This window comes from Amycolatopsis sp. A1MSW2902 (assembly GCF_017312175.1).
GTDB lineage: Bacteria > Actinomycetota > Actinomycetes > Mycobacteriales > Pseudonocardiaceae > Amycolatopsis > Amycolatopsis nivea.
Genome location: NZ_QJPO01000003.1, coordinates 39,076 through 64,103, shown reverse-complemented (window position 1 = coordinate 64,103; position 25,028 = coordinate 39,076). Strand labels below are relative to the sequence as shown.

Below are 25,028 nucleotides of genomic sequence, written 5' to 3'. Positions count from 1 at the left end.
GTCAGGCGGCCGCGCAATCCCTGGCGCGAGGCAGCGGTGCGCCGGCGAACCGCTGGGCCAGGAAGTCGATCGCGTGGTTGGCGAACACCGGCAGCCCGGTGAAGTGGTCCAGGAGAGGGATGTCGTCGAAGCGGGCGTTGACGCCGAGACCGCACCATTGCCGGTACAGGTTGTGCATCACGTCGAACGGGATCACCTCGTCGTTGCGGGCATTGCCGACCAGGACCTCGGTCGCCGGGGCGCGGGCGCCGAGGTTGTTCTCGGCCATCCGGGCCTTGACGGCGGGCTGCTCGAGCGGGTTGGTGGTCACGTAGCTGGACAGCCGGTGCGACTGCGGCACTGACGTGGCGATGGCGTCGACGATGCAGCTGCGGCGGTACCCGGCCATCGCGTCGCGGCCGGTGGCGTTGAGGTACGAGTCGACCTTCAGCTCCGGGTAGGCGGTGCCGAAGCCGCTGAGCGCGTACAGGATCAGGAACATCATCACGCTGCCGTCGCGAGCTTTGATCACCGACTGGAAATCTGCCGGAGCCGCACCGACCGCGGCTCCGGTCAAGGGGATGTCCGGCGCGTAGGAGGGTTGCTGTTCAATGGCCGCGCCCGCCGCTTCGCCGCCTTCGGAGTAGCCGTAGATGCCCACCGGGCCGGTGGCGCTCAGCACCGCGCCGGGCAGGGCGCGGGCCGCGCGGACGATGTCCAACGTTTGGCGTCCGAGCGCCTCGCCGACGACGTAGGGATGGCTGCCGGGCGTGCCCAGCCCCTGGTAGTCGGGCACGGCCACCGCCCAGCCTTTGGCGAGCATCCGCGCGATGAACGGGGCCTCGTACTCGGTGCCCTGGCTGAGCATCCGGGACGCGGCGCACCGGGTGTCCAGGCCCTGGGTGCCGGGCGCGTACCCGATCAGCGGACGGTCGCCCGGGTAGGCGCCGGACGGAGCCAGGACCACGCCGGACACCTGGACCGGTTCGCCGGTGGCGGTCCGGCTGGCGTAGACGACGCGCCAAGCCTTGGCGGGCAGCGGAACCAGCGGCGCGAGGTACAAGGTCGTCGGTGTCGCCGACACGAGGGTGCCGGGCTGGGCGCCGGACGCGGCGGCTGGTGCGGCCGTGGCCACGAGGAACAGCGCGAGCAAGGCTGTCAGAGTGCGTTTGACCATGGATGCATGGTTCGCCGTGGTGACGGGGGCCACCATGACCGTGCCGCGCCGGATCCGTGACCGCCGGGCGCGCGGCGGTCACGCGGCCCGAGCGGCACGGTCATGGCGCGGATCCGGCCCGGGCGCGCACGATCGGCGGGTGAGCACCTTCGAGCAGTTCAAGCAGCGCCTGCGGATTCCCGCCGTCGCGGCCCCGATGTTCCTGGTTTCCGGTCCGGACCTGGTGATCGCCGCCTGCCGGTCCGGGGTGGCCGGCGCGTTTCCCACGGCCAACGCGCGCGACGGGCGGGAGCTGGCGGACTGGCTGCGCCGCATCCACGCCGAAACCGGTCCGGACGACGCGCCGGTCGCGGCGAATCTGATCGTGCACCGCAGCAACGGACGGCTGGCCGAGGACCTGGGGGTGCTGCTGGCCGACCCGGTCGAGCTGGTGATCACCTCCGTCGGCTCCCCGGCCGAGGTGATCGCGCCGCTGCACGAGGCCGGGACGCTGGTGTTCTCCGACGTCGCCTCGATCCGCCACGCCCGCCGCGCGGCCGACGCCGGAGCGGACGGGCTGATCCTGCTCGCCGCCGGCGCGGGCGGACAGACCGGCTGGGCCAACCCGTTCGCCTTCGTCCGGGCGGTCCGCGGGTTTTACGCCGGTCCGCTGGTGCTGGCGGGCGGGCTGTCCGACGGCGTCGCGCTGCGGGCCGCGTGCGCTCTCGGCGCCGATCTCGGGTATCTGGGCACGAGGTTCTTGGCCACCACGGAAAGCATGGCTGCCGACGGGCACAAGCGGATGGTCGCGGAGTCCACTTTGGACGATGTCGTGCTCACGTCGGCGTTCACCGGGCTGCCCGCGTCGATGCTTGCCCCCTCGATCGCGGCGGCGGGGATCGACCTCGCCGCGCTGAAGGCGGGGACTGCCGATCTGACGGATCTGCTGTCCGCGGCGGACGGCGCCGCCCCGGCGCGGTGGCGGGATTTGTGGAGTGCGGGGCATTCCGCGTCGGGGGTCGCTGACGTGCTGAGTGTCGCCGAGGTGGTCGCTCGGCTGGCCGAGGAGTACGGGTGAGGCAGGCCCGGCTCGTTCGCGCTGATCGCGGACGAGCCGGGCCTGACGTGCCGGTCTTCGGTGACAGCTGAGCGGGCTCAGCCGCGGAGAGTGTCCGGCGGGGTGAACCGGTTCCCGTAGGCGGCGGCGAGTTCCCCGGCGCGGTCGAGGAAGGCGGTGCGGCCGCCGGGGTAGCCGGTGACGAACTGCCGTACGCCGCCGGTCCAGGGCGGGAAGCCGATGCCGAAGGCGGAGCCGATGTTGGCGTCCGGGTCGGAGTCGATGATCCCTTCGTCGAACGCTCTCTGGGTTTCCAGCGCTTGGCCGAACAGGAACCGGTCGATGAGATCGTCGAACGGGATGCCCGATTCGGCGGCGGCGCGGAAGTGCTCGCGCAGGCCCGGCCAGAGCAGGCCGCGTTTTCCGTTCGGGTAGTCGTAGAATCCGCTGCCGGCCTGTTTTCCGGTTCGGCCGAAGCGGTCCGTCAGCGTGGTGACGACCTGGTGCGCGGCGGTGGCGGACTCGGGCAGCGGCGTTCCCGCGGTTTCCGCTGCGGCGATGGTCTCGTCCATGATCTTGCGGATGGTGCCGAAGGACAGTTCGTCGGCGACCTGCAGCGGCGCCGCGGGGTAGCCGGCTTGGGAGGCGGCCTGTTCGATGGTGGCGGGGTCGACGCCTTCGGCGAGCATGGTCATCGCTTCGAGCAGCCAGGTGCTGAACACGCGGGTGGTGAAGAAGCCGCGTCCGTCGCGCACGACGATGGGGTACTTGCGGAGGGCGAGCACGTAGTCGATAGCGCGCGCCAGTGTCTCGTCGGAGGTCTGTTCTCCGCGGATGATCTCCACCGGGTCCATTTTCTCGACCGGGGAGAAGAAGTGGATGCCGATGAAGTCCTGCGGCCTGCCCGCCGCGCCGGCGAGGCCGGTGATCGGGAGCGATGAGGTGTTCGAGCCGAGCACGGCATCGGGCGCTACGACATTCTCGATTTCTCCGAAGACCTTGTTCTTCAGCGCGGTGTCCTCGAAAACGGCCTCGACGACGAAGTCGACTCCGGCGAGGTCGGCGGTGTCGGCAGTGGGATGGATACGGTCGAGCAGCGCGCGGGAGCGCTGCTCGGTGGTGCGTCCCTTCGCCAGTGCCTTGGCTTCGAGTTGTTCGGCGTAGGACTTGCCGTTGCGCGCGGCGTCGAGCGTGACGTCCTTGAGGACCACGTCGATACCGGCTTTCGCGGTGACGTAGGCGATCCCGGCACCCATCATGCCCGCACCGAGGACGCCGACCTTGCGCACGCGCCGCGCCGGGACGTTCTGCGGGCGGGAGGCGCCCTTCTGCACCTCCTGCAGATCGAAGAAGAACGCTTGGATCATGTTCTTCGCGACCGGCGAGGTGACCAGGCTGACGAAGTAGCGGGTCTCGATGGTGCACGCGGTCTCGAAGTCGACCTGCGCTCCCTCGACCGCGGCTGCCATGATCGCTCGGGGCGCGGGCATCCGGCGCTGCCCGCCCAGCTGCTTGTGCAGATTCGCCGGAAAAGCGGGCAGGTTCTGCGCGAACGCGGGACTCGCCGGAGTGCCACCGGGGATCTGGTGGCCGGGGATGTCCCAAGGCTGGACGCCGCCGTCCGGGTTCGCCTTGATCCACGCCTTCGCGGCAGGCACGAGTTCTTCGACCGTGTCGACCAGTTCGTCGATCAGGCCGACCTCGTGCGCCTTGGCCGGATTCATGCGCGCGCCGGTGAGCAGCACCTGTGTCAGCGCGTTCTGGATGCCGAGCATCCGCACGGTGCGGACGACGCCGCCCGCGCCGGGCAGCACGCCGAGCATGACCTCGGGCAGGCCGATCTGGCTGCCGCGTACGTCGGCGGCGATGCGGTGGTGGCACGCCAGCGCGAGTTCCAGCCCGCCGCCGAGCGCGGCGCCGTTGATCGCGGCGACCACGGGCTTGCCGAGCAGTTCGAGGCGGCGCAGGTCGTGTTTGATCCGGGTGGCGCCGTCGAACAGCGCCCGCGCGTCTTCGGGCCCCGCTTGCCGGATCGTGTTCAGGTCGGCCCCGGCGAAGAAGGCCTTTTTGCCGGAGGTGAGCACCACCCCGGCGAGTGCGTCGGATTCGGAGTACAGCCGGTCGACGGCCGCGCCCATCTGGTCGACGTAGGCGTCGGTGAGGGTGTTCGCGCCGCTGTCCGGATCGTCGATCGTGAGCGTGACGATTCCGTCGGAATCCTTGTCCCAGCCGATGATGCCGTCGGTCATGTCAGAGCCTTTCGATGATGGTGGCGATGCCCATGCCGCCGGCGACGCACAGCGTGACGAGCCCGTAGCGGCCGCCGGTGCGTTCCAGTTCGTCGAGAACGGCGCCCAGCAACATGGCTCCGGTGGCGCCGAGCGGGTGGCCCATCGCGATCGCGCCGCCGTTGACGTTGTAGCGCTCGTCCGGGACGGCGAACTCGCGCTGGATGTGCAGCGCCACGGCGGCGAACGCCTCGTTCATCTCGACCACGTCGATGTCCTGAATGGACAGTTCGGCGAGACGCAAGGCCTTGTGCACCGCCGGAATCGGCCCGGTGAACATCAGCACCGGGTCGGCGCCGCTGGCGGCGGCGGACACGATCCGGCCGCGGGGAGTCATGCCGCTCGCTGCACCGGCCCGTTCGGAGCCCACGAGCACGAGCGAGGCGCCGTCGACGATGCCTGAGCTGTTGCCCGCGGTGTGCACGTGGTCGATGCGTTCGAGGTGATGGAACTTCTGCCGGGCCACGGCGTCGAATCCGCCGAGTTCGCCGATGCCGGCGAAAGCGGGCTCCAGCTTGGCCAGGTCCCCGGCGGTGACCTCGGGGCGGAGGTGTTCGTCGTGGTCGAGAATCGTCAGCCCGTTCATGTCGCGGACCGGGACGACGGACTTGGCGAAGAAACCTCCCGACCAGGCGGCCGCGGCACGACGCTGGGAACGGACGGCGTAGGCGTCGACGTCGTCGCGGGTGTAGCCGTGGAGGGTGGCGAGCAGATCGCACGCGATGCCCTGCGGGACGAAGCGTGTGTCGTAGGCGGTGGCCGGGTCGAACGCCATCGCGCCGCCGTCGCTGCCCATTGTTACTCGCGACATCGACTCGACGCCGCCCGCGATGACCAGTTCGTCGAATCCTGATCGGACCGCTTTCGCCGCGGTGTTGACCGCGTCGAGGCCGGAGCCGCAGAACCGGTTGAGCTGGACTCCGCCGACCGTTTCGGGCAGCCCGGCCGCGGTCGCCGCGGTGCGGGCGAGGTCCATGCCCTGGTCGCCGATCGGGGTGACGCAGCCGAGCACGAGGTCGGAGATGCGGTCCTCGTCCAGGTCGGGAAAGCGGCGGCGCAGCTCCCCGATCAAGCCGACGACCAAGTCGATCGGCTTGACGCCGTGCAGCGCGCCGGTGCGTTTTCCCTTGCCGCGCGGGGTGCGGATCGCCTCGTAGACGTACGCCTGTTCGCTCATGCCCAGCACGCTACGAAGGCGGGAGCGCGAATCGAATGACCACGGCTCGCGGGGTTGATGACCGCGCCGCGCACCGGCCGGAGATGTTAATTTCTGTGCATGTCCACGACGCAGACGGTGCCGATCAGCTTCGTGCACCGGCTGCTGCGCGTCGCCGAACGCCGGGGTTTCGACGTGTTGCCGATGCTGCGCGCGGCGGGGATCCCGGCCGACATCGCGTACCGGCCGCGCACGCGGGTCACGGTCGAGCAGATGGCCAGGGTCACCCGGGACCTGTGGCGGCTGACCGGCGACGAACTGTTCGGCCTCGGCCCGCCGATCCCGCTCGGCACGCTGAAATTCGTGACGCTCGCGGTGATCCACGCCGAGGACCTGCGTGCGGTGGGGATCCGGGTCGCGGGAGCGACGAAGGTGCTTGCCGGGGTGCCTCGGCTGAAGGTGGCGTACGGCGATTCGACGGCGCGGGTGGAATTGGACGTCAGCAAACTGGACGACCCTGAGCATCTCGGCACCGAGCTGATGCTGGCGCTCGTGCACCGGCTCCTGGGGTGGCTGGCCGGCAAGAGAATTCCCTTGCGCGCTTTGGAGTTTCCGTACCCGTCGCCGCCGCACGCCGCGGACTACGACAAGATCTTCGGCTGCCCGGCCGTGTTCGACGCACCCGTGGCCGCGTTCGAATTCGACAGCGCGCTGCTGGACTCGCCGGTGGTGCGCAGCGAACGGGACCTGGAGGCGTTCCTGGGGGATCAGCCCGGGATCTGGTACGCCACCAGGGATTACGGCTCCACCGTCGCCGACCAGGTGCGCAAGATTCTCGAACACGGCCTGCGCGGACAGTGGCCGACGGCTGAACAGATCGCGGCGCGCTGCAACGTCAGCGTGCAGCACCTGCGGCGGCTGCTGCGCGAGCAGGACACCTCGATCAGCGAGATCAAGGAGGAGATCCTGCGCGACGCCGCGATCGCGAGCTTGGTGCGCGGCGAAGAACCGGTGGACGAACTCGCCGCGCGGCTCGGGTTCTCCGAGGCGTCGGCCTTCCGCAGGGCGTTTCGCCGGTGGACGGGCAGCCCGCCCGGCGCTTACCGAGGCGAGTAGCCGGGCGGGCGCGGGTCGTTATGCGCCGGACACGTCGCGCGCGGCCTCGTCGACGAGGTCGGTGACCGGTCCTGGCCGCGAGGCCAGCGAGGCGTGGCCGGCGTCGAGTTCGACGATCCGGCGCGGGTTCATCCGGGCCGCCATCCGCCGTTCGTTGTCGGGATGGATCATGCGGTCCTCGCGGGAGACCTGGTACCAGACGGGTTTGGTCTTCCACGCCGGCTCGGTGACGGCGTCGCCGAACGTCGTTCCCAGCGGGGCTTTCTGGGTGACGGCCATGACCAGCGCCTCGTCGTCGGGGAGGTCCTGGCAGAAACTTTCCTGGAATTTCTCGGGCGCGATCCAGAGGTAGCCGTCGGAATCGGGCGTGATCGCGTCGAACGCGGCGGGCGGTCGTTCTTCGCTGATCCGGCCGGGGCTTTCGCCGGCGTCGGGAGCGAACGCGGCGACGTACACCAGGCCGACGACGTTGGGCAGGCCGCCTGCTTCGGTGATCACCGCGCCGCCGTAGGAATGCCCGACGAGCAAAACCGGGCCGTCCGCCTGCCGGATCATTTTGCGGGTGCGTTCGGCGTCGTCGGCGAGCGAGGTCAGCGGGATCTCCACGGCGCGGACCGACTCGTAACCGCGCCGCCGCAGCTCCACGATCACCTTCGCCCAGTGGGCGGCACCGCCCCAGAAGCCGTGAACCAGTACCACCGTAGGTGTGGCAGCCATGTCGAACTCCTCTCCGTGGATGTGCCGCCGTCGGACGACGACGGGAGCGGCCTACCCGCTCCGGGCGGCCGAGCGGTACAGGGCGTCGATTTCGCCAGCGTAGCGCTCGGCGATGGGCTTGCGGCGCAGCTTCATGGTCGGGGTGAGCACCTCCGAACCGGGCTGCCAGCAGTCCGGGAGCACGGCGAAGTTCTTGATCTGCTCGACCCGGGAGAGCTTGGCGTTGGCCTCCCGCACGGCCTGGCCGATCTGCTCGGTGAGGCGGGGGTCCTTGGCCAGCACGGCGGGTTCGGCGGCCAGTCCGTGCGCGCGGGCGAACGCCGCGGCGGCCTCGGCGTCGAGGGTGACCAGCGCGACGACGTACGGTCGGCGGTCGCCGATCGCCGCGACGTGCCCGACCAGGGGACTGGCCGCCTTCACGTGGCCCTCGATGTTCGACGGCGACATGTTCTTGCCCGCCGCGTTGATGATCAGCTCCTTCTTGCGGTCGACGATGCGCACCCAGCCGTCAGGGTCGATGGTGCCGATGTCGCCGGTGTGCAGCCAGCCTTCGGCGTCGAGCGTTTCGGCGGTCTTTTCCGGGTCGCCGCGGTAGCCGCGCATCACGCCGGGGCTGCGCACCAGCAGTTCGCCGTCGTCGGCGAGGGCGAGCTGGACGCCGGGCAGCGGCTTGCCGACGGTGCCGATGCGCAGGTCGTCGACGGGGTTGGCGGTGGCGATCGCGACTTCGGACATTCCCCAGATCTCGCTGCACGGGATGCCCAGCGCCAGCACGAATTCCAGGGTGTCCTCGGCGATCGGGGCGGCGCCGGTGAAGGCGAGCGCGAGGTCGTCGAGGCCGATCCTCTTGCGGAGGCCGGACAGCACCAGCCGGTCGGCTGTCGCGTGCCGCCATCCGGTCTTGCCGGTGCGAACCCGCGCGCGGCCCTGGGCGATGGCCCACTGGGCGACGCCGCGGCGGAGGGCAGGCTGACTGTCCACAGCGGACTCGATCGCGGCCTTGATCTTGTACCACAGAGTCGGCACGCCGAGGAAGATCGACGGCCGCACCTGGGGCAGCGTCGCGACCAGCTTCTTGGCGTCGGCCACGGTGGTGATCGTCGCGGCGCTGATCATCGACGCGTAGTGCGAATAGCCGCGGTTGGCGGCGTGCGCGTCGGGCAGGTAGGACACCAGCCGTTCGACGGGGCGCCCGGCGACTTGCTCGGCGACGTTGCTCACCGCCGACACCATGCCGCCGTGGGTCATCTCCACGCCTTTGGGCGGGCCGGTCGTGCCCGAGGTGTAGATCAAGGTGAGCACGTCGTCCGGGGCGACCGCGCGCCACGCGGCCTCGAAGTCGAACCCTTCGTCGCCCGCCGACGCGAGATCGTCCAGCGTGATGGCGTCCTCGGCGGTGCCGTCGACGAGGACCAGGTGCTCGACGGCCGTTCCGCACGCGGCGGCGCCCACTTTGTCGAAGAACTGCTGTTCGGTGACGAGCACGCGGCAGCCGGCGTTCTTCAGCAGGTACGCGATTTGCTCGGGTGCGCTGGTGTTGTAGATCGAAAACGGGGTTGCCCCGAGGTGGAACGCGGCGGTGTCGACGAGGTGGAATTCCGGCCGGTTGGCGAGCATGAGGCCCACCGGGTCGCCGTGTCCGACGCCGAGCGAGGCGAGGCCGGCCGCGAGCGACCGCACCCGTTGCCCGTACTCCGCCCAGGTGATCGACACGGTGCCGTCGGCGTCGCGCAGCGCCACCCGCTGGGGTGCCGCCGCGACCGTGCGCTGGAACAGTTCGCACATGCTGCGGGACGCTCGGATGCGTTGAGGGTCGGCGAGCTCGTTCACCGGGAACTCCTTGTGGTCATGCGGGCGATAAGTGCGGTGTCGACGGCCCAGCTGTCGAGCATCGACGCGGCGTCACGCGCGTTGCGGGGGAGCGGGGCCGCGGCCGGCGTGCGGTCGAAGCGGGGTGCGGGCGCGGGTTGACGGGCGCCAGCGACGTCTACGAACGCTTGTCGCTGCGCATTGTGCGGGTGTTCGTGTGCTTCCCAGGGGCTCAGCACAGGCGCGGCGCAAGCGTCGGAGTCGGCGAAGACCTCGGCCCACTCGTCGCGGGTGCGTTGCTTGAACGCCGCCGCCAGGCGTTCGCGCAATTGCGGCCAGCGCGCGAACTCGTACTGCTCCGGCGCGTCGGCGACGCCGAGCCGGTCGAGCAGTTCGGCGAAGAATTCCGTCTCGACCGCGCCGACCGCCACGAACCGTCCGTCGGCGCACTCGTAGGTGTCGTAGAAGGGCGCGCCGGAGTCGAAGAGGTTCTCGCCGCGCGGGTTCGGCCACAGCCCGGCGTCGCGCATTCCGTGGACGAAAGTCATCAGCAGCGAGGAGCCGTCCACCATCGCGGCGTCAACGACCTGTCCTTGCCCGGAAGACTGCCGTTCGTGCAGTGCCGCGAGGACGCCGAGCGCCAGGAGCATGCCGCCCCCGCCGAGATCGGCGACCAGGTTCAGCGGCGGCACCGGCCGCTCGCCCGCGTGCCCGATCGGTTCGAGCGCGCCGGCGAGAGCGAGATAGGTGATGTCGTGCCCGGCGCGGGCGGCGAGCGGTCCGTGCTGGCCCCATCCGGTCATCCGCGCGTACACCAGGCCGGGGTTGCGTCCTCGCGTCTCGTCCGGTCCGATGCCGAGCCGCTCGGCGACCCCGGGCCGGAATCCCTCGATCAGCACGTCGGCCGACTCCAGGATTTGGTGCAGCGCTTCGAGGTCGGTCTCGTCCTTGAGGTCGAGCGCGATCGTGCTGCGCCCGCGGTCGAGCACGCCGGGCGGCACGGCCACTCCGCGGTCGCGGGCCGAGGCCCGGTCGATCCGGAGCACGTCCGCGCCGAGATCGGCCAGGACCATGGCGCCGAACGCCGCGGGAGCGAGGCCGGCGATCTCGACCACGCGGACGCCGGTCAGCGGCCCGCTCACAGGAACCGCCCGATGATCTCTTTCATGATTTCGTTGGTGCCGCCGTAGACCTTCTGGATCCGCGAGTCGGCCCAGATCCGCGCGATCGGGTACTCGACCATGTACCCGTAGCCGCCGAACAGCTGCAGGCACCGGTCCGCGACCACGTTCTGCTGCTCGGTGAGCCACCATTTCGCTTTGGCCGCGCCGACCACGGTGAGCTCGCCCGCGAGGTGCTTGACGATGCTGTCGTCGAGGAAACCGCGCGCCACGGTGGCGAGCGTGGAGCATTCGGCGAGTTCGAACCGGGTGTTCTGGAACGCGAGGATCGGCTTGCCGAACGCCTCCCGTTCCTTCGCGTAGGCGATGGTGAGCTCGACGGATTTCTCGATGGACGCGACCGCGGGCACCGACAGGACCAGCCGTTCCTGGGGCAGCTGTGCCATCAGGTACTGGAAGCCCTTGCCCTCCTCGCCGAGCAGGTTGGCCGCCGGGACGCGGACGTCGTCGAAGAACAGCTCGCAGGTGTCCTGCCCGTGCTGGCCGATCTTCTCGAGTTTGCGGCCGCGGGAGAACCCGGCGCGGTCGGCCTCGACCACGATCAGCGACACCCCGGCGGCGCCCTGCGCGGGGTCGGTTTTGGCGGCGACGATGACGAGATCGCACAGGAAACCGTTGGTGATGAAGGTTTTCGCGCCGTTGACCACGTACTCGTCGCCGTCGCGGACTGCCGTGGTCTTGATGCCCTGCAAATCCGACCCGGTGCCCGGCTCGGTCATCGCGATCGCCGCCACGTACTCGCCGCTGGCCATCTTCGGCAGCCACGCGCTCTTCTGTTCGTGCGTGCCGTACGCGTTGAGATAGTGCGCGATGATCGCCGAGTGGATCGAGCCGCCGAAGCTCGGCGCCAGCGCTTTCATCTGCGCGTCGAAAATCACCGCCTCGTGGCCGAAGTCGCCGCCCCCGCCGCCGTACTGCTCGGGGATCGACGCGCACAGCAAGCCCAGCTCGCCGGCTTTGGTCCACATTTCCCGGTCGACGTGCTGCTGCTGACCCCACCGCCGCTCGTTGGGCTCGCACTCTTTGGCGAAGAACCCGTGCGCGAGGTCGGCCAGCGCCGCGTGGTCCTCGCGCATCCAGCGCGGTCGGTCGGTCATCGCGTGCTCCGTTCGTCTGTCGTCGCTCCTTCCAGCGTGTGCGGCGACCGGCGTCCGGGCCATGACCGCGCCGCGCCCGGTCGATGACCCGCTCGCGCATGCGCGTCCCGGTCACGGGTCGAGCGCGCCGGAGTCATGGAGACCGCGGCCGCCGAGCCCGACACTCGGTGCCATGAGCGCTTCCCGTGCTGTCGTGACCGGGGACGGAACCCTCCTGCACGTCGAGATCGAAGGCCCGGACACCGCGCCGTTAACCGTGATCTTCAGCCACGGGTTCGGCGACGACCTGCGGACGTGGCGACGGCAGCGTGCCGCGCTGGCCGGATCGCCCGCGCGGCGGGTGTTCTACGACCAGCGGGCGTTCGGCCGCTCCGCGCCCGGCCCCGACGTGCCGCCGAGCGTCGACCAGCTGGCGCGCGACCTGCACGAGATCATCGGGGCGACCGCCGCGGGCGGTCCCGTAGTGCTGGTGGGCCACTCGATGGGCGGGCTGACCGTCCAGGCGCTCGCCGCGCAAGCGCCGGAACTGTTCGGCACCCAGGTCGTGGCCGTCGTGCTCATGGCCCACCCGATCCGCGGCGACCGGCTCACCCTCGGCCTCCCGCCCGCCGCGGCCCAGCTGGTGCGCGCCCCCGTGCTGGCGCTTCTGAGGCTCGCCGCGCGGCATTTCCGCCGTACCCCGTACCTGCCCGCCTACTTCGCGCGCCGGGCGTTCGCCCGCGGCACCGACCGTGCTTTGTGGACAGATGTCGCGAAACGGGCAAGCGCCAACCCTCCGTTGGTGCTCGTGCGGTATCTCCGCGCGGTCTTCGACTGCGACCACACCGCGACCCTGGCTGAACTCGGCCGCGCGCGCACCGTTGTCGTCCTCGGCCGACGTGATCGGCTCATCGCGCCAGACGCCACGAGAGCGGTGGCCGAGGCCGTTCCCGGCGCCGAACTGGTCGAACTCGACCGCGCGGGGCACATGGTGCACCTGGAAGCGCCGGAACAGGTCAACGAGATCCTCGACGACGTGATCACGACCGCGCTCGGTCCTGGCCGGGCCAAGCACAAAGGAAGGAGCGCCTGATGTCGCTGCACGGAAAGGTCGCCGCCGTCACCGGAGGCGCCCGCGGGATCGGCTTGGCGACGGCGAAGGCGTTCCAAGCCGCCGGAGCGCACGTCGCGATCGGCGACCTGGACACCGCGCTGGCCGAGCGAGTCGCTGCCGAAACCGGACTTCTCGGATTCCCGCTGGACGTGCTCGTGACCAACGCCGGGGCCGACCGGCTCGTTCGCCGACGAACGGCAGACCATGACCGACCGGCAGCTGGACGTCAACGTGCGCGGAGTGCGCACCGGCTCCCGCCTCGCCGTGGACCGGTTCACCGCACGTGGCCGGGGTCACCGGCGAACCGGGGCTCGCCGCCTATTGCGGCACAAAGCATTTCGTCGTCGGCTTCACCCAGGCACTGCACCGCGAACTGGCCCCGCTCGGTATCGGGGTCACCATGGTGCTGCCCGGCGTGATCAACACCGAACTGTCCGCGGGAGCCAAAGTGGCGCGCTGGGCCAACCGGATCTCGCGCGCCGAGCCCGAAGATGTCGCCGCGACCATCCTCGACGGCGTACGCACCGGCAAACCGCGTGCGGTCGTCCCGTCCGCGCTCGGTGCGCTGCTGCGAGCGATGAGCGTGCTGCCCGACCGAGCGAAGTTCGCCGTCGCGCACGCACTCCGGTTCGACCAGCTCGCCAGCGGAGCCGACCCCGCCGCCCGCGCGGCCTACCATCGCCGGATCGCCCAGTAACCGACCCGACGCCCACCCAGGTCGTCGACGATCTGCGCGCGTACCAACCGCATTGGGCCCAGACGGATCCGCGCGAGCGCGCCCACTGGCTGCACCTACTGCGCGATTGGCTGCTCGACAGGCCGAAACCGGCAACGCGCGAGCCGACGCCGAACTCGAGATCCCCGCGGTAGCAGAAGCCATCACCTACTTCGCGAGAAACGCCACACGATTCCTCGCCCCACAGCGAATGGCACCGTCCGGCCCGCTGAGCCTGCCGAAACGCCTGCGCGTCACTGACCGGCCTTATCCGGTCGCCGGTGTGATCACGCCGCGGAATTTTCCTTTGCTGACGCCGGGTTCCGACGTGACCCCGGCGTTGCTGTCCGGTGCGGCCGGACTGCTCAACTCGTCCGAAGCCACCCCGCTGACCGCCCTGGAACTCGCACGCGGCTGGCACGAAATCGGCGCGCGGCCGGTGTTCTCCGTCGTCCCCGGCGCGGCAGGGAGAGGTGCGCAGGCGGGGGAAGTTCGTCCCTGGCCCCGGTCGCTGTTCCCGAGCAGTTGAACGACTCTGCCGGGCGCGATACCTCCAGCGGACGGCTCAGACCCCGGGGGATTCGAACTCATACCGGTTGACCTGCGGAAATGATGTTGAGAGTGCGAGCACGGTCGCAGCGAAAAGTCGCTGACCTGCGAAAACAGGAAGATTCTGGGTGCCCCGGGGCGGTTCGGACGACATCTACATCGGGAAAAATGGCCGTTGAGCTGCGGGTTTCTGCGGTGGTGGGGATTGTGGGCTGCCGCCGGTCGCGTCGGGGTGAGTCGGCGTGACAGCAGGGTTGTTGCACGAGAGTGACGAGAAGCTTCTGGATAGTCCGGTGATTCGGCGGGGCAGGTCGTGGTCATTGCGGGTGCAGTGTGGTGCGACGGGTTTGGTTGCGTTGGGTGCGGCGTATGCGTCGTACCAGCATGGTCGGGCGTTTGCTCTCCGGTTTGGTGCGGATACGACGACGGCCGCGATTTGGCCGTTGATCGTGGACGGGTTGTTCACGTTGGCGACGGTGGAGTTGTGGCGGGGTCAACGGGGGAGCGGCCAGTCGTTGGCGTGGGCTGCTTTCCTGTTCGGGATCTCGCTTTCTCTCTGTGCGAATATCGGTGCTGCTCCGTCGTTGAGCGTGTTCGGGGTGACGGTGGCGGCTTGCCCTCCGCTTGCCCTTTTGCTTGCCGTGGAGTTGCTCAACCGGGCGTTGCGGCGGCATCGCCCGACTCGTGCCGAGCGGCCGCGGTCGATGATCGAGACAGGTGGCACAGCGGAGGACGAGACAGCTCCAGCATCCTCGCCGGGGACGCAGCCTAGCGAGGGCGAGTTGACGGCTGAGCAGCGGATGTGGATGCACTACGAGCAGGAACTGGCTGCAGGTCGGCGGCCGTCGGGTGCGGAGTTGGATCGGGTGGCGGGCACGCACAACTACGGGCGGCGCGTTCTCCGTCAGTGGAGAGCGGCTGGACGTCTCGGTGCGGTCGCTCCGTCGCCGAAAGACGAGCAACAGCAAGGCGAGCAACGGCGTGACGAGCTTGTGAGTGGTAGCTCCTGAGCACCCCGCACAGCGTCGTTGGCGAAGCCAGCAGCGTCGACCGCATGGCCAACGTTGCTTTCGGCGTGTTCTGGTTAGTCAGGCGACGACGAGGATGGGAAGGGCGTTTGCTGGCGTCTGCTCGGGACCGAAATCCCGCGATCCGGGATCCGCAGATGGCGAGTTCCGGGGACCGCAGTAACGGTGCGCTGCTGGGCGGCGGGCGTGGAACTGAAGGCGCGTCGGACATCGTCGGCCGTCAGCAGTGCGGTTGGTCGTTGAGCGCGCCAATGACTTGCTCGGGTTTCGTCAGCATCGCTGCCATGGAGGCGAACCGGGCGATGTAGTCGGTGTCGCTCACTGACCCCGGCTGTGCTGCGTGCCAGGCTCCGAGCGCGGTCGTGAACTTGTGCCTGACCGGATCGGAGACAGATGGTAGGAACACGTCTTCGAGTCGTTGGCGCATCTTGGCCGCCAGCTTCGACTGTTCTGGCGTCAGGTCCCGTTCGAATGTGCTGCCGTGTCGAGCCTCCGCGGTTCGTCGCAGTCGCTCGAGGGCTGAGTTCAGTCGGACGACTAGCCTCGAGCGACCTCATCTCGTCGCGGATTCCTGCGATTTCCGGTGTCGCTGAGCCAATCACGTCGACGTCGGCGGGGCTTGTCGGTACGTCGACGCGTTGGACCCGCCAGATGGCTGCGGGTTTGATCGCGAGCGAGATGGATCCGGGTGATTCATGGACGTTGAGGTATCGGATCGCGTCGGCTTCGCCTAGGTCGGCTTGGCTGATGCGGGCGGCTTCTGCTGCGTTCTCGTCTCGGCATCCCGGTTCCACGACTATGTCGCGGCGGAGTTCGACCCGGTACAAGGAGAAGTTCGCCCCGCCCTCGTTCAGGTCATGCATATGCCGCAGCATAGATTCGATTGCCGCCTCGTACGTTCCGAGGCGAACCGGTAGTCGATCGCGTGGTGGCAGTGGTATCACTCGCGGATTCCGTGGACTCGCCGGCCCCAGATCGACGACAGCTTTCAACAAGCTGGCGCGGCCGCTGCCGGTTCGGCCGCGGCGGCGGACTGAACGGCGATCAGATGACCGCTCTGATCGCCTTCTCGAAATGGGTCACGTGGTCGCGGGCCGCCTGTTCCGCCCCGGAGGGGTCTCTGTCGGCGACGGCGCGAAGCAAGTGCACGTGTTCACCGACGTGCCGGTCGAAATGTGCGAGCCGGTCCACGAAAAGGCAGAAGATCCGCGTCGCCAGGTTGTGGTAGCGCACCAGGGTGTCCTCGAGGTGCGGATTCCCGGCGGCGCGGTAAAGCGCGCGGTGCACGCGCAGGTCCCAGCGCATCAGCTCGTGCCGGGACAACCTGTGCGCTTCGGTCGTGGCCAGTGCGTCGGCTAGTTCGCCGATCTGCGCCCGCGCCGCCTCCCCGGCGTGTTCGGCGGCCCGCCGCGCCGCCCACGGCTCCAGCCGCACCCGGATCTCCGAAACGTACGCCAGTTCGGTCAGATCCACGCTGGTCGCGAAGGTGCCTCGACGCGGGTACGACACCACGAGCCGTTCCGTTTCCAGCCGCTTGAGGGCCTCGCGGACGGGAGTCCGGCCGACGCCGATTGCTTCGGCCAGCGCCGCTTCGTCGATCGCGGCCATCGGGGCGATGTCCAGCATGACCAACCGGTCCCGGATCGCCGCGTACGCCCGTTCGGCCAGGGACGTCGGGGCGGGCTCGAGATCTTCGGGCACGGCGGTCATACCGGGGATTCTAGGCGCCGCCGCGGGACTTCCGGCCGACGTCGCCAGCTGTGCCCCTTGACGTAACCCAGCTCACCTCTTACCTTCATTGAACAGATATATCAGAGCGATGTCAGTTGGCTGGCGGTCGCGGCGAGCAGGACGGCCGCACCGCGCGGGGAGCTCCGGGCCGGCGTCGCGCAACCGAACATCCGTCCGCTGCCCGCCTCGCTCGGCGAAGGGACACCGCATGTCTCACGCACTCGACGACGCTTCGTTGTCGTCCTTCCACAAACGACTGGCGATCTTCTCGTCCGGAGGGCCGTTCCTCGACGGCTACATCCTCAGCATCATCGGGGTGGCGATGGTGCAGCTCGGCCCGCGGTTCGCGCTGTCGGCCTCGGCCGAGGGCCTGGTCGGGGCCGCCGCGCTGATCGGCATTTTCTTCGGCGCCTACCTCGGCGGCAGGCTGACCGACCGGTTCGGCCGGCACCTGCTGTTCACGATCGACCTGATCGCGCTGCTCGGCTGTTCGGTCGCGCAGGCGTTCGTTCCGAACGCGACCTGGCTGATCGTGCTGCGGCTGCTGATCGGCGTCGCGATCGGCGCGGACTATCCGATCGCGACCTCGCTGCTCGCGGAGTTCACGCCGCGCCGGTACCGGGGAAAGCTGCTGGGCGCGTACGTGACGATGTGGTTCGTCGGCGCTGCCGCGGCGTACCTGGTCGGGCAGCTGCTGCTGTCGGTGGACGACGGCTGGCGCTGGATGCTCGCCAGTTCCGCGCTGCCCGCGCTGGTGATCATCCTGCTCCGGCTCGGCACTCCGGAATCGCCGCGGTGGCTGATGAAGATGGGCCGCGTCGACGAGGCGAACGAGGTGCTGGCGAAGGTCTACGGCCCGGGAGCGACCGTCGCCGACCTGGCCGACGAAGGCCGGACGAACCTGGGCGTCCGGGCGATGTTCCGGTCCGGCTACGGCAAGCGGATGGCGTTCATCTCGCTGTTCTGGACCTGCTCGGTCGCACCGCTGTTCGCGGTCTACGCGTTCGGCCCGGCGATCCTCGGCGCGCTGCACCTCGAGGGCGAACTGGCGAACATCGGGTCCGCGGTCATCACCGTGCTGTTCCTGGCCGGCTGCCTGGTCGCGGTGGCGCTGGTGGACCGGATGGGGCGGCGTTCGCTGATCATCCACAGCTTCCTGTGGAGCGGTTTGGCATTGCTGGCACTGGGTTTCTTCCCGCACCCCGCCACCGGCGTCATCATGGTGCTGTTCGCCGCGTACGCGGTGCTGATCGGCGGCACGCAGATCCTGCAGTGGGTGTACCCGAACGAACTGTTCCCGACCGAGATCCGCGGGTCCGCGGTCGGGCTCGCCTCGTCGCTGAGCCGGATCGGCGCGGCGATCGGCACCTACCTGGTCCCGCTCGCCCTTTCCGGGCTGGGCATCGGGACCACGATGATCATCGCCGGCGTCATCACCCTGCTCGGCATGGTCGTCTCCATCGCCTGGGCTCCTGAGACGCGCGGTATGACGCTGGCCGAAAGCGCGGCTCTGGACACTCCGGCCGCAGCTCCCGCGAAAGGAAAGATCCACTCATGAAGGACGTCGTCATCGTCGGGGGCGGACTCTCCGGCCTGTCCGCCGGATGGAGGCTGCGGCACTGGGACACGGTCGTGCTCGAGTCGGGCAGCCGCGTCGGCGGCCGGATCCGCTCCGAGCGGCGCGGCCGGTACTGGCTCAATTGGGGCGGGCACGTCTTCGCCGGGCCCGGCACGGCCACCGACGCCCTGCTGACCGAGGCGGGCGTGGGCACCGCGCAGGTGCCGGGCGCGCTCGCCGGGCTTTCCATGAACGGGAAACTGCTGCTGCGAGGGCGGATCGAGACCTACCCGTTCCGGATCCCGATGCCGCTCGCGTCCCGGGTCGCGTTGCTGAAGGCCGGGCTCAAGGTCGGCGCCGAGGTGCTCAAGTACGCGAAGCTGGTGCAGCAGCGGCCGGGGGAGGACCCCGCGAGGCGGCAGCAGCGGATCTACGATTTCCAGAACACCCGCAGTTTCCGGGATTTCGTCGGCGATCTTCCCGAGGACGCGGAAGCGCTGTTCCGTCCGACGGTGACGCGCTCGGCCGCGGATCCGCACGAACTGTCCGCGGGCGCCGGGATCGGCTACTTCAGCCTGGTGTGGAACATCGGACAGGGCCTCAACCGCGGCATCTCGGGCGGCCCGTCGACCTTGACCGAAGGACTGGCTGCGGCGCTGGGAGACCGGGTGGAACTCGGCGCGGAGGTCACCGAGATCGTCCACAAGCGACAGTCTGTCGTGGTTCGGTACCGCCAGAACGGGATGGACCACGAAGTCGAGGCTCGCAGCGTGGTGCTCGCGACTCCGGCGACCGTCGCCCACCGCGTCGCCGTCGACCTGCCCGCGGACATCCGCCGGGCGCTCGGCGAAGTCCGTTACGGCCCTTACGTCAGCGCGGCGTTCCTCACCGACGAAACGACCCCGCAGCGATGGGACGACGCGTACGCGATCGCGACGCCCAAGCGGTCGTTCAACATCGCGCTCAACCAGTCGAACTTCGCGCGAGCAGCCGAATCCGAACGTCGGCCAGGCAGCAGCATCATGACCTTCTCGCCGGGAAGCCTCGCGCGGACATTGCTGGAGAAGACCGACGAGGAGATCCTGCGGATCTACACCGGCGACCTGGGCGAGGTCCTCGGCTCCGGCTTCGGCGGATCCGTCGTCGAAGCGCAGGTGCAGCGCTGGGAAACCGGTGCGCCGTATTGCTTCCCTGGCCGCGCCGCCCTGCAACCCGCATTGACTCGCCGGGACAGCCGGGTGTTCCTGGCTGGTGACTATCTCGGCACCTTGTACACCGAGACCGCCATCGCGACCGGCTTTTCCGCGGCCCAGGAAGCGGCGAGCCTGCTGGCAAGCGAACGACAGCAGCGTTCCGCACAGTCCTGCCCGCCCGTCGCGAGCTGACCCCACGAACGAAGGAGAACGACCGATGACGTTGCAGCTTCACGGTGTGCTCACCGCACTGGCCACCCCGTTCGCCGACGACGGCAGCATCGACCAGGCCGCACTGCGGTCTTTGGTGGACCGATCCATCGACGGCGGCGTGCACGGCGTCGTCGCCTGCGGCTCGACCGGCGAGTTCAGCGCGCTCAGCGGCGACGAGCGCCGCCTCGTCGTGGAAACCGTCGTGGACCAGGCCGCCGGGCGGGTGCCGGTGATCGCGCAGACCGGCGCGACCAGCACCGCCGAGGCGGTCAGCCTGTCGCGGCACGCCCAGTCCGCCGGTGCCGACGTCGTGATGGCCGTGACTCCCTACTACGAGCCGCTGTCGCTGGACGAAACCCTGACCTACCTGCGCACTGTCGCGGGTTCGGTCGATCTGCCGGTGATGCTCTACAACCTGCCGGTCGCCACCGGTGTCGACCTCCAGCCGGACACCGTGGGCGCGCTCGCCCGCGAGGTCGGGAACATCCGCTACCTCAAGAACACCACGACGGATCTGGCCCAGGCGGCGGAGCTGATCCACCACCACGGCGACGTGATCTCGACGTTCGTCGGCTGGGACAGCCTGCTGCTGGCGGCGCTGGCCGAAGGCGCCGCGGGCGTCATGGCCGGAACCGCGAATGTCGTGCCGTCCGAACTGGTCGCGGTCTACGAGGCCGTGCAGACCGGCGACCTGGCCGCCGCGCGCGTCGCCTGGGACCGCGTCTACCCGCTGATCGGCACGATCATGGCGCAGCCGTTCATCCCGGCGGTGCGGGCCGGGCTCGCCGCGGCCGGGCTCCCGATCGGCAAGCCGCGTGCCCCGATCGCCGAACTCGACCCGGCGGCGGCCGAGCGCATCGCGGCCTTGCTGTCCGCGCTCGCCCCGGTCGCCGCGCGCTGACCGATCCGCGCTGAGGAAAGGAACGCGATGCCGACCTCGGACGTCCGCCGCACCACGGCGGCGGAACCGCTTGTCTCACCGGCGGAATTCCCGCCGGACCGGCACTTCGTCGACGGGGCTTTCCGCCCGGCGAGCGGCGGAGGTTTCCTCGACGTCGTCGACCCGTGCTCCGGCAAGACCATCGCGCAGACCGCGGAGGGGACCGCCGAGGACGTCGACGCCGCGGTGCAGGCCGCTGGTGCCGCCGCGCCGGGTTGGCGACGGCGGACTCCCAAGCAGCGCTCCGAAATCCTGCACCGGATCGCGGACCGGATCGCGGCGCGCGCGGACCTGTTCGCCCGCCTCGAAGCAGTGGACACCGGCAAGCCGATGGCCGTCGCGCGGGACGATGTCGAGCAAGCGGTCGACACGTTCCGCTTCATGGCCGGTGCCGTGCGCGCGCCGGTTTCCGCCGCGGCCGAACAGTACGCCGAGGGCCATCTGTCGCTGATTCAGCGGGAACCGCTGGGCGTGGTCGGGGTGGTGACGCCCTGGAACTATCCGCTGCTGATGGCCGCGTGGAAGATCGCGCCGATCCTCGCCGCCGGGAACACCCTGGTGCTCAAGCCGTCCGAACTGACTCCGTTGACCACGCTGAAGTTCGCCGAACTCACCGACCACCTGCTGCCGCCCGGCGTGTTCAACGTGGTGACCGGGACCGGTCCGGTGGCCGGCGCCCGGCTGGCCGGACATCCGGACGTCGCGATGATCGCGCTCACCGGTTCGGTCGGCAGCGGCCGGGCAGTCGCGCGGGCCGCGGCGGATTCGCTGAAACGCGTCCATCTCGAACTCGGCGGAAAAGCGCCGGTCGTCGTCTTCGCCGACGCCGACCTTCCGGCGGCGGCGGTCGCGTTGCGCACCGCGGGCTATTGGAACTCCGGGCAGGAATGCGGTGCGGCGTGCCGGGTCCTGGTGCACGAGTCCGTCGCCGGGCGGTTTGCCGAACTGCTGGTCGAGCAGGTCGGCAGCTTCGTGGTCGGCGAGCCCGGCGCGGGGGAGGAGGTCGAACTCGGGCCGTTGGTGTCGCAAGCGCATTTCGAGCGGGTGACCGGTTTCCTGGAGAGGGCCCGGGCGCAGGGGGCCCGGGCCGCGATCGGCGGCGGAGCGCTCGACGGGCCGGGGTATTTCGTGGCCCCGACCGTGCTCGTGGACGTGCCGGACGGGGCGGAGTGCACCCGGGAGGAGATCTTCGGACCGGTCGTGACCGTCGAAACCTTCCGGGACGAGCAGGAAGCGGTGGACCGTGCCAACGCGGTGTCCTACGGCCTGGCCGCGTCGGTCTGGACCGAGGACGCCCGGCGCAGCCACGACGTGGCAGCGAGGCTCGACGCGGGCACGGTGTGGGTCAACGACCACCTCGTGCTGGCGAGCGAGGTCCCGTGGGGCGGGTTCAACGGCTCCGGGTACGGCCGTGATTTGTCGGTCTACGCGCTCGACGACTTCTCCCGCACCAAGCACGTCATGCACAACGTGACCCGGTGACCGGGTCAGCGAGGATGGACCAACGACCGCACCTGCGCGGTGAAATCGCGCAGGTGCGCCTCGGCCGCTTTCCGGGCGGCGGACGCGTCGCCCTTGACGATCGCGTCGACGACCGCCCGCTGGCTGTGCGTGTGCGCGCGGTCGGCCGGCCGGTCGCGCAGGCTCAGGTTCCAGATCCGGAACGCCAGGTTCAGGTACTGGTTCAGGCTGGCTTCCAGGAAGTCGTTGTGCGCCGCTGCGTAGATCGCGCGGTGCACCCGCGCGTCCAGCCCGGTGTGGTCGACGCGCTGCACGCTGCCGTGCACCAGGGCGTCGGCGAGTTCGACCAGCTCCGCGCGCTGGGCTTCGGTGGCGCGCTCGGCGGCGAGCGCGGCGGCCAAACCCTCGAGCTCGACCCGGATCTCGCTCAGCCGGGCCTCGTCGGCGATGTTCACCGCGGCGACGAAGGTGCCCCGCCGCGGGTAGATCACCGCGAGTTTTTCCAGCGTCAGCCGCCGCAGCGCTTCGCGGATCGGCGTGAGTCCCAGCCCGAGCCGGGCGCTGAGGGCCTTCTCGTCCAGCGGGGTGCCGGGGGCGAGTTCGACCGCGACGATGAGGTCGCGGATCTGCCGGTACGCCTGGTCCGCCAGCCGCTCGCCCCCGGAAACCGTCTCGGTCACTCGTCGCCGCCCTTCGCTCTGCCTGGTCGGGAGTTTAAGTCCCAGCGTACTGATATATCAGCTGGGGCCGGAGGGCGGAGGCCGAACTGGCGCTCGTGGCGTTGCCGAAAGCGGCGGCGGGGAGCCGGGTCCGCTCGGAATACGGGCGAACACGGATCCGGCTCGGCGCCGCTGGACGGTGAAACAGCTATCTCGGAGATTCCGCGGAATGATCAAACCCGAGAACGCCGCGCGAGAAATTCGCCCAACGCCGCCACCGCTTCGCTGACCGCCCCGTCGAACGCGGGAGCAAGATCAGCCGGAGCGATTTCCGTGCTGTAAACCAAGATCGACCGGCCAGTGCCGATTTCGAGGACGTCGACCGTGCCGAGATGGGTTTCCACCGGCAGGTCGCCGGCGCGGGCGCGGTACTGGAATCGGCGCAGGGTGTCGTCGCTGGTGACGATTTCTTCCTCGATCACCGAGCCGTCCGTGAGGACTACGCGGCGGAGCGAGCCGTCGATGCCGGATTCCTTCATCGCCGGGAACCAGGCCGCGACGGCGCCCGCGTCTCGCACCACCTCCCAGACCGTGTCGGCGTCGTGGTCGAGCAGTGCGTGTGCGCGAAGAGTAGGCATGGGCGGGACGGTATCCCGCGATCGCGAGCGCGGGCGGTCCGTCGGCGGAATGGGCTACAACGCAGCAGGAATCCGCGATCAAGGAGCCGCCGGGAGCGGAATTCGATATCCGGCAGCAGGATTCTGCGATGTTACCGAAGCCACGGAGAGCTACGTTCTCAGGAATCGCAACGACGCTTTCCCGAGAGGAACCTCATGCCTCGCATCGCTTACCTCGTGTCCAGCGCGCGGGAGATCGACCTGCGCGACAGCAGCGGCCATCCGACCGGTTTCTGGCTGGAGGAGGCGCTGCTCTCGTACGAGCGGTTCGCCGCGGCGGGCGCCGACGTCGTGGTCATGACTCCCGACGGGAAGGCTCCGGTCCCGGACCCCTACGGCCTCGAGCCGATCTTCCACTACCCGGCCGAGGACCGGGACTACTTCGCCTCGGTGTACCGGACGTTCCACCACGATCCGGACGACATCCGCATCACCCTGGACCACACGACCGAACTGGACCTGGTCGCCGCGCGCCGGATCGCGCTGCGGCTGGCCGCCGCGGGCAGCACCCCGGCCGAGGCGCACGCGCTGGTCAGCCGCGCGGCCAAGATCGCCTGGGAGCAGAACCGGAAGCTGGTCGACGTCATGCTCGCCGAAGGGCTGGACGGCGGGCTCCCGGAAGCGGCGCTGCGCGGCGCGGTCGACGAACTGAACGCGGCGGCCGTCGCAGTGCGCGACGACCGGCTGGCCCGGCTCGCCGCGATCGAGGGGTTCCGGTCGCCGGAGGCGCTCTCGGAGCTCAGCAACGAGCGGCTCGCCGCGTTCGACGCGCTGTTCGCGCCCGGGGGCCACGGCCCGATGGTCGACCTGCCCGACAACCCCGACGTCGCGCGTCTTCTCGAGGTCCTGCACGGGAAGAACGCGACGATCGCCGCTCTGTGCCACGCGCCCGCGCTGCTGCTTTCCGCGCCCGAGCGGCTCGACGGCCAGTGGCTGTTCGAGGGCTACCGCCTCACCTCCTACACCAACGAGGAGGAGGACCAGAACGCCATCGGCCGCCTCGGCCTGCCGTGGCTGCTGGCCTCCGCGCTGCAGAACGCGGGCGCGATTTTCGACGACGCCGTCTACCCGTGGGCCTCGCACGTGGTCGTCGACCGCAACCTCATCACCGGCCAGAACCCGTATTCGACCGAGGCGACCGCCGACGCCGTGCTGAAAGCGCTGGCGCTCCGATGACCCAGCCGACCGAAACCGAGGAGTCCACAGTGTCCCCAGCGTCCGCACGACCCCGCGAGACCGTCGAGGCGTTCCTGAACGCCTTCAAGCTCAAGGACGTCGACGCGGCGATGTCCACCGTCGCCGCCGACGCCAAGGTGACCGTCTTCCCGCTCCAGGTTCGCGACGGCGGAGCGGACGTCGTGCGCACCCTGCTGACCGACGTGGTCAAAGCGTTCCCGGACCTGCTCATCACGGTCAAGGACGTGATCGAGGTCGGCCGCGTCGTCGTCGCCGAATTCAAGATCGAAGGCACCCAGGCGGCGGACTTCCTCGACGCCATCAACCAGGAGAAGCACCTCGACCTGGACACCGCTTGGCGCTTCACCGTCGAGGGCGACCGCATCGCCGGCGTCGACGCCTATTGGTGCCAGAACCAGCTTTACCGCCGCCTCGCGGTGAAGCGCCAGGACCGCGTGACGATCGTCTGAAGGAGACCA

The 25,028-nt window shown here is 69.7% G+C and carries 22 protein-coding genes and 1 pseudogene; 13 read left to right on the top strand and 10 right to left on the bottom strand.

The annotated features are described in order from the left end of the window. Nucleotide 1 precedes the first annotated feature (1 nt). Nucleotides 2–1,156 (bottom strand): lipase family protein, encoded by a 1,155-nt coding sequence (locus DMP23_RS43470; RefSeq protein ID WP_337824649.1) that lies wholly within the window; start codon nucleotides 1,154–1,156, stop codon nucleotides 2–4. A gap of 139 nt (nucleotides 1,157–1,295) precedes the next feature. On the opposite strand from DMP23_RS43470, the gene DMP23_RS43465 reads away from it, so the two are divergent. Further along, nucleotides 1,296–2,213, top strand: a complete 918-nt coding sequence (locus DMP23_RS43465; RefSeq protein ID WP_337824648.1) for an NAD(P)H-dependent flavin oxidoreductase — start codon at nucleotides 1,296–1,298, stop codon at nucleotides 2,211–2,213. Nucleotides 2,214–2,290: 77 nt separating this feature from the next. Here DMP23_RS43465 and DMP23_RS43460 read toward each other — a convergent pair whose 3' ends face one another. After that, nucleotides 2,291–4,441 (bottom strand): 3-hydroxyacyl-CoA dehydrogenase NAD-binding domain-containing protein, encoded by a 2,151-nt coding sequence (locus tag DMP23_RS43460; RefSeq protein WP_337824647.1) that lies wholly within the window; start codon nucleotides 4,439–4,441, stop codon nucleotides 2,291–2,293. A gap of 1 nt (nucleotide 4,442) precedes the next feature. Continuing rightward, a complete protein-coding gene (locus DMP23_RS43455; protein WP_337824646.1) occupies nucleotides 4,443–5,657 on the bottom strand; it encodes an acetyl-CoA C-acetyltransferase in 1,215 nt (404 codons plus the stop codon). 99 nt (nucleotides 5,658–5,756) lie between these two features. Between DMP23_RS43455 and DMP23_RS43450 the strand changes: the two genes are divergently transcribed. Beyond that, entirely contained in the window at nucleotides 5,757–6,752 is a 996-nt protein-coding gene (locus DMP23_RS43450; protein WP_337824645.1) for an AraC family transcriptional regulator, read from the top strand. A gap of 18 nt (nucleotides 6,753–6,770) precedes the next feature. Here the strand turns inward: DMP23_RS43450 and DMP23_RS43445 are convergent, their stop codons facing one another. Genes DMP23_RS43445 through DMP23_RS43430 form a run of 4 tightly spaced genes read right to left on the bottom strand, consistent with a single transcriptional unit; the run spans nucleotide 6,771 to nucleotide 11,556 of the window. Beyond that, entirely contained in the window at nucleotides 6,771–7,469 is a 699-nt protein-coding gene (locus DMP23_RS43445) for an alpha/beta hydrolase (RefSeq protein WP_337824644.1), read from the bottom strand. 51 nt (nucleotides 7,470–7,520) lie between these two features. Then, nucleotides 7,521–9,299 (bottom strand): AMP-dependent synthetase/ligase, encoded by a 1,779-nt coding sequence (locus tag DMP23_RS43440; RefSeq protein ID WP_337824643.1) that lies wholly within the window; start codon nucleotides 9,297–9,299, stop codon nucleotides 7,521–7,523. Then, entirely contained in the window at nucleotides 9,296–10,420 is a 1,125-nt protein-coding gene (locus tag DMP23_RS43435; RefSeq protein WP_337824642.1) for a CaiB/BaiF CoA transferase family protein, read from the bottom strand. The genes DMP23_RS43440 and DMP23_RS43435 overlap by 4 nt, the downstream gene beginning before the upstream one ends. Beyond that, entirely contained in the window at nucleotides 10,417–11,556 is a 1,140-nt protein-coding gene (locus DMP23_RS43430) for an acyl-CoA dehydrogenase family protein (protein WP_443111374.1), read from the bottom strand. The genes DMP23_RS43435 and DMP23_RS43430 overlap by 4 nt, the downstream gene beginning before the upstream one ends. A gap of 172 nt (nucleotides 11,557–11,728) precedes the next feature. Here DMP23_RS43430 and DMP23_RS43425 point away from each other — a divergent pair, with 172 nt between their 5' ends. The 5 genes and pseudogenes from DMP23_RS43425 (at nucleotide 11,729) to DMP23_RS43405 (ending at nucleotide 14,923) form a co-directional block, all read left to right on the top strand. After that, entirely contained in the window at nucleotides 11,729–12,628 is a 900-nt protein-coding gene (locus DMP23_RS43425; protein WP_337824641.1) for an alpha/beta fold hydrolase, read from the top strand. Next, a pseudogene (locus DMP23_RS43420) lies at nucleotides 12,628–12,765 on the top strand (SDR family NAD(P)-dependent oxidoreductase); the annotation flags it as partial. The gene DMP23_RS43425 and the pseudogene DMP23_RS43420, both read left to right, overlap by 1 nt. Nucleotides 12,766–12,932: 167 nt before the next feature. Then, nucleotides 12,933–13,346, top strand: a complete 414-nt coding sequence (locus tag DMP23_RS43415; RefSeq protein WP_337824640.1) for an SDR family NAD(P)-dependent oxidoreductase — start codon at nucleotides 12,933–12,935, stop codon at nucleotides 13,344–13,346. Nucleotides 13,347–13,452: 106 nt separating this feature from the next. Beyond that, nucleotides 13,453–13,893 carry an aldehyde dehydrogenase family protein gene (locus DMP23_RS43410; protein WP_337824639.1) on the top strand — a complete coding sequence of 147 codons (441 nt, stop codon included), beginning with the start codon at nucleotides 13,453–13,455 and terminating at the stop codon, nucleotides 13,891–13,893. Nucleotides 13,894–14,155: 262 nt separating this feature from the next. Next, nucleotides 14,156–14,923, top strand: coding sequence for a DUF2637 domain-containing protein (locus tag DMP23_RS43405; RefSeq protein ID WP_337824638.1), 768 nt, complete (start codon nucleotides 14,156–14,158; stop codon nucleotides 14,921–14,923). A 1,062-nt stretch (nucleotides 14,924–15,985) separates the two neighbouring features. On the opposite strand, the gene DMP23_RS43400 is transcribed toward DMP23_RS43405, so the two are convergent. Beyond that, nucleotides 15,986–16,651: a GntR family transcriptional regulator gene (locus tag DMP23_RS43400; RefSeq protein WP_337824637.1), complete on the bottom strand. Its 666-nt coding sequence runs from the start codon at nucleotides 16,649–16,651 to the stop codon at nucleotides 15,986–15,988. A gap of 229 nt (nucleotides 16,652–16,880) precedes the next feature. Between DMP23_RS43400 and DMP23_RS43395 the strand changes: the two genes are divergently transcribed. Genes DMP23_RS43395 through DMP23_RS43380 form a run of 4 tightly spaced genes read left to right on the top strand, consistent with a single transcriptional unit; the run spans nucleotide 16,881 to nucleotide 22,058 of the window. After that, the gene (locus DMP23_RS43395; RefSeq protein ID WP_337824636.1) at nucleotides 16,881–18,230 is read left to right on the top strand and encodes an MFS transporter; all 1,350 of its coding nucleotides are present in this window, start codon (nucleotides 16,881–16,883) and stop codon (nucleotides 18,228–18,230) included. Further along, nucleotides 18,227–19,615, top strand: a complete 1,389-nt coding sequence (locus tag DMP23_RS43390) for a protoporphyrinogen/coproporphyrinogen oxidase (RefSeq protein WP_337824635.1) — start codon at nucleotides 18,227–18,229, stop codon at nucleotides 19,613–19,615. The genes DMP23_RS43395 and DMP23_RS43390 overlap by 4 nt, the downstream gene beginning before the upstream one ends. 25 nt (nucleotides 19,616–19,640) lie before the next feature. Beyond that, nucleotides 19,641–20,537 carry a 4-hydroxy-tetrahydrodipicolinate synthase gene (gene dapA / locus DMP23_RS43385; RefSeq protein ID WP_337824634.1) on the top strand — a complete coding sequence of 299 codons (897 nt, stop codon included), beginning with the start codon at nucleotides 19,641–19,643 and terminating at the stop codon, nucleotides 20,535–20,537. 27 nt (nucleotides 20,538–20,564) lie between these two features. Next, nucleotides 20,565–22,058 (top strand): aldehyde dehydrogenase family protein, encoded by a 1,494-nt coding sequence (locus DMP23_RS43380; protein ID WP_337824633.1) that lies wholly within the window; start codon nucleotides 20,565–20,567, stop codon nucleotides 22,056–22,058. 5 nt (nucleotides 22,059–22,063) lie between these two features. Here DMP23_RS43380 and DMP23_RS43375 read toward each other — a convergent pair whose 3' ends face one another. Further along, nucleotides 22,064–22,717, bottom strand: coding sequence for a GntR family transcriptional regulator (locus DMP23_RS43375; protein ID WP_337824632.1), 654 nt, complete (start codon nucleotides 22,715–22,717; stop codon nucleotides 22,064–22,066). 212 nt (nucleotides 22,718–22,929) lie between these two features. Next, nucleotides 22,930–23,334 (bottom strand): SRPBCC family protein, encoded by a 405-nt coding sequence (locus tag DMP23_RS43370; RefSeq protein WP_337824631.1) that lies wholly within the window; start codon nucleotides 23,332–23,334, stop codon nucleotides 22,930–22,932. 195 nt (nucleotides 23,335–23,529) lie between these two features. On the opposite strand from DMP23_RS43370, the gene DMP23_RS43365 reads away from it, so the two are divergent. Both DMP23_RS43365 and DMP23_RS43360 read left to right on the top strand, forming a co-directional pair. Continuing rightward, on the top strand, nucleotides 23,530–24,549 hold the full coding sequence (locus tag DMP23_RS43365) for a DJ-1/PfpI family protein (protein WP_337824630.1): 1,020 nt from the start codon (nucleotides 23,530–23,532) through the stop codon (nucleotides 24,547–24,549). Further along, a complete protein-coding gene (locus DMP23_RS43360) occupies nucleotides 24,546–25,019 on the top strand; it encodes a nuclear transport factor 2 family protein (RefSeq protein ID WP_337824629.1) in 474 nt (157 codons plus the stop codon). Before DMP23_RS43365 ends, DMP23_RS43360 begins: the two co-directional genes overlap by 4 nt. Nucleotides 25,020–25,028 lie beyond the last annotated feature (9 nt).

What these genes read in the sequence shown, in the direction of transcription:
- DMP23_RS43470 (WP_337824649.1), bottom strand. Translation starts at nt 1,156, where the DNA reads ATGGTCAAACGCACTCTGACAGCCTTGCTCGCGCTGTTCCTCGTGGCC.
- DMP23_RS43460 (WP_337824647.1), bottom strand. Translation starts at nt 4,441, where the DNA reads ATGACCGACGGCATCATCGGCTGGGACAAGGATTCCGACGGAATCGTC.
- DMP23_RS43455 (WP_337824646.1), bottom strand. Translation starts at nt 5,657, where the DNA reads ATGAGCGAACAGGCGTACGTCTACGAGGCGATCCGCACCCCGCGCGGC.
- DMP23_RS43450 (WP_337824645.1), top strand. Translation starts at nt 5,757, where the DNA reads ATGTCCACGACGCAGACGGTGCCGATCAGCTTCGTGCACCGGCTGCTG.
- DMP23_RS43445 (WP_337824644.1), bottom strand. Translation starts at nt 7,469, where the DNA reads ATGGCTGCCACACCTACGGTGGTACTGGTTCACGGCTTCTGGGGCGGT.
- DMP23_RS43430 (WP_443111374.1), bottom strand. Translation starts at nt 11,556, where the DNA reads ATGACCGACCGACCGCGCTGGATGCGCGAGGACCACGCGGCGCTGGCC.
- DMP23_RS43425 (WP_337824641.1), top strand. Translation starts at nt 11,729, where the DNA reads ATGAGCGCTTCCCGTGCTGTCGTGACCGGGGACGGAACCCTCCTGCAC.
- DMP23_RS43400 (WP_337824637.1), bottom strand. Translation starts at nt 16,651, where the DNA reads ATGACCGCCGTGCCCGAAGATCTCGAGCCCGCCCCGACGTCCCTGGCC.
- DMP23_RS43395 (WP_337824636.1), top strand. Translation starts at nt 16,881, where the DNA reads ATGTCTCACGCACTCGACGACGCTTCGTTGTCGTCCTTCCACAAACGA.
- DMP23_RS43390 (WP_337824635.1), top strand. Translation starts at nt 18,227, where the DNA reads ATGAAGGACGTCGTCATCGTCGGGGGCGGACTCTCCGGCCTGTCCGCC.
- dapA (WP_337824634.1), top strand. Translation starts at nt 19,641, where the DNA reads ATGACGTTGCAGCTTCACGGTGTGCTCACCGCACTGGCCACCCCGTTC.
- DMP23_RS43380 (WP_337824633.1), top strand. Translation starts at nt 20,565, where the DNA reads ATGCCGACCTCGGACGTCCGCCGCACCACGGCGGCGGAACCGCTTGTC.
- DMP23_RS43370 (WP_337824631.1), bottom strand. Translation starts at nt 23,334, where the DNA reads ATGCCTACTCTTCGCGCACACGCACTGCTCGACCACGACGCCGACACG.
- DMP23_RS43365 (WP_337824630.1), top strand. Translation starts at nt 23,530, where the DNA reads ATGCCTCGCATCGCTTACCTCGTGTCCAGCGCGCGGGAGATCGACCTG.
- DMP23_RS43360 (WP_337824629.1), top strand. Translation starts at nt 24,546, where the DNA reads ATGACCCAGCCGACCGAAACCGAGGAGTCCACAGTGTCCCCAGCGTCC.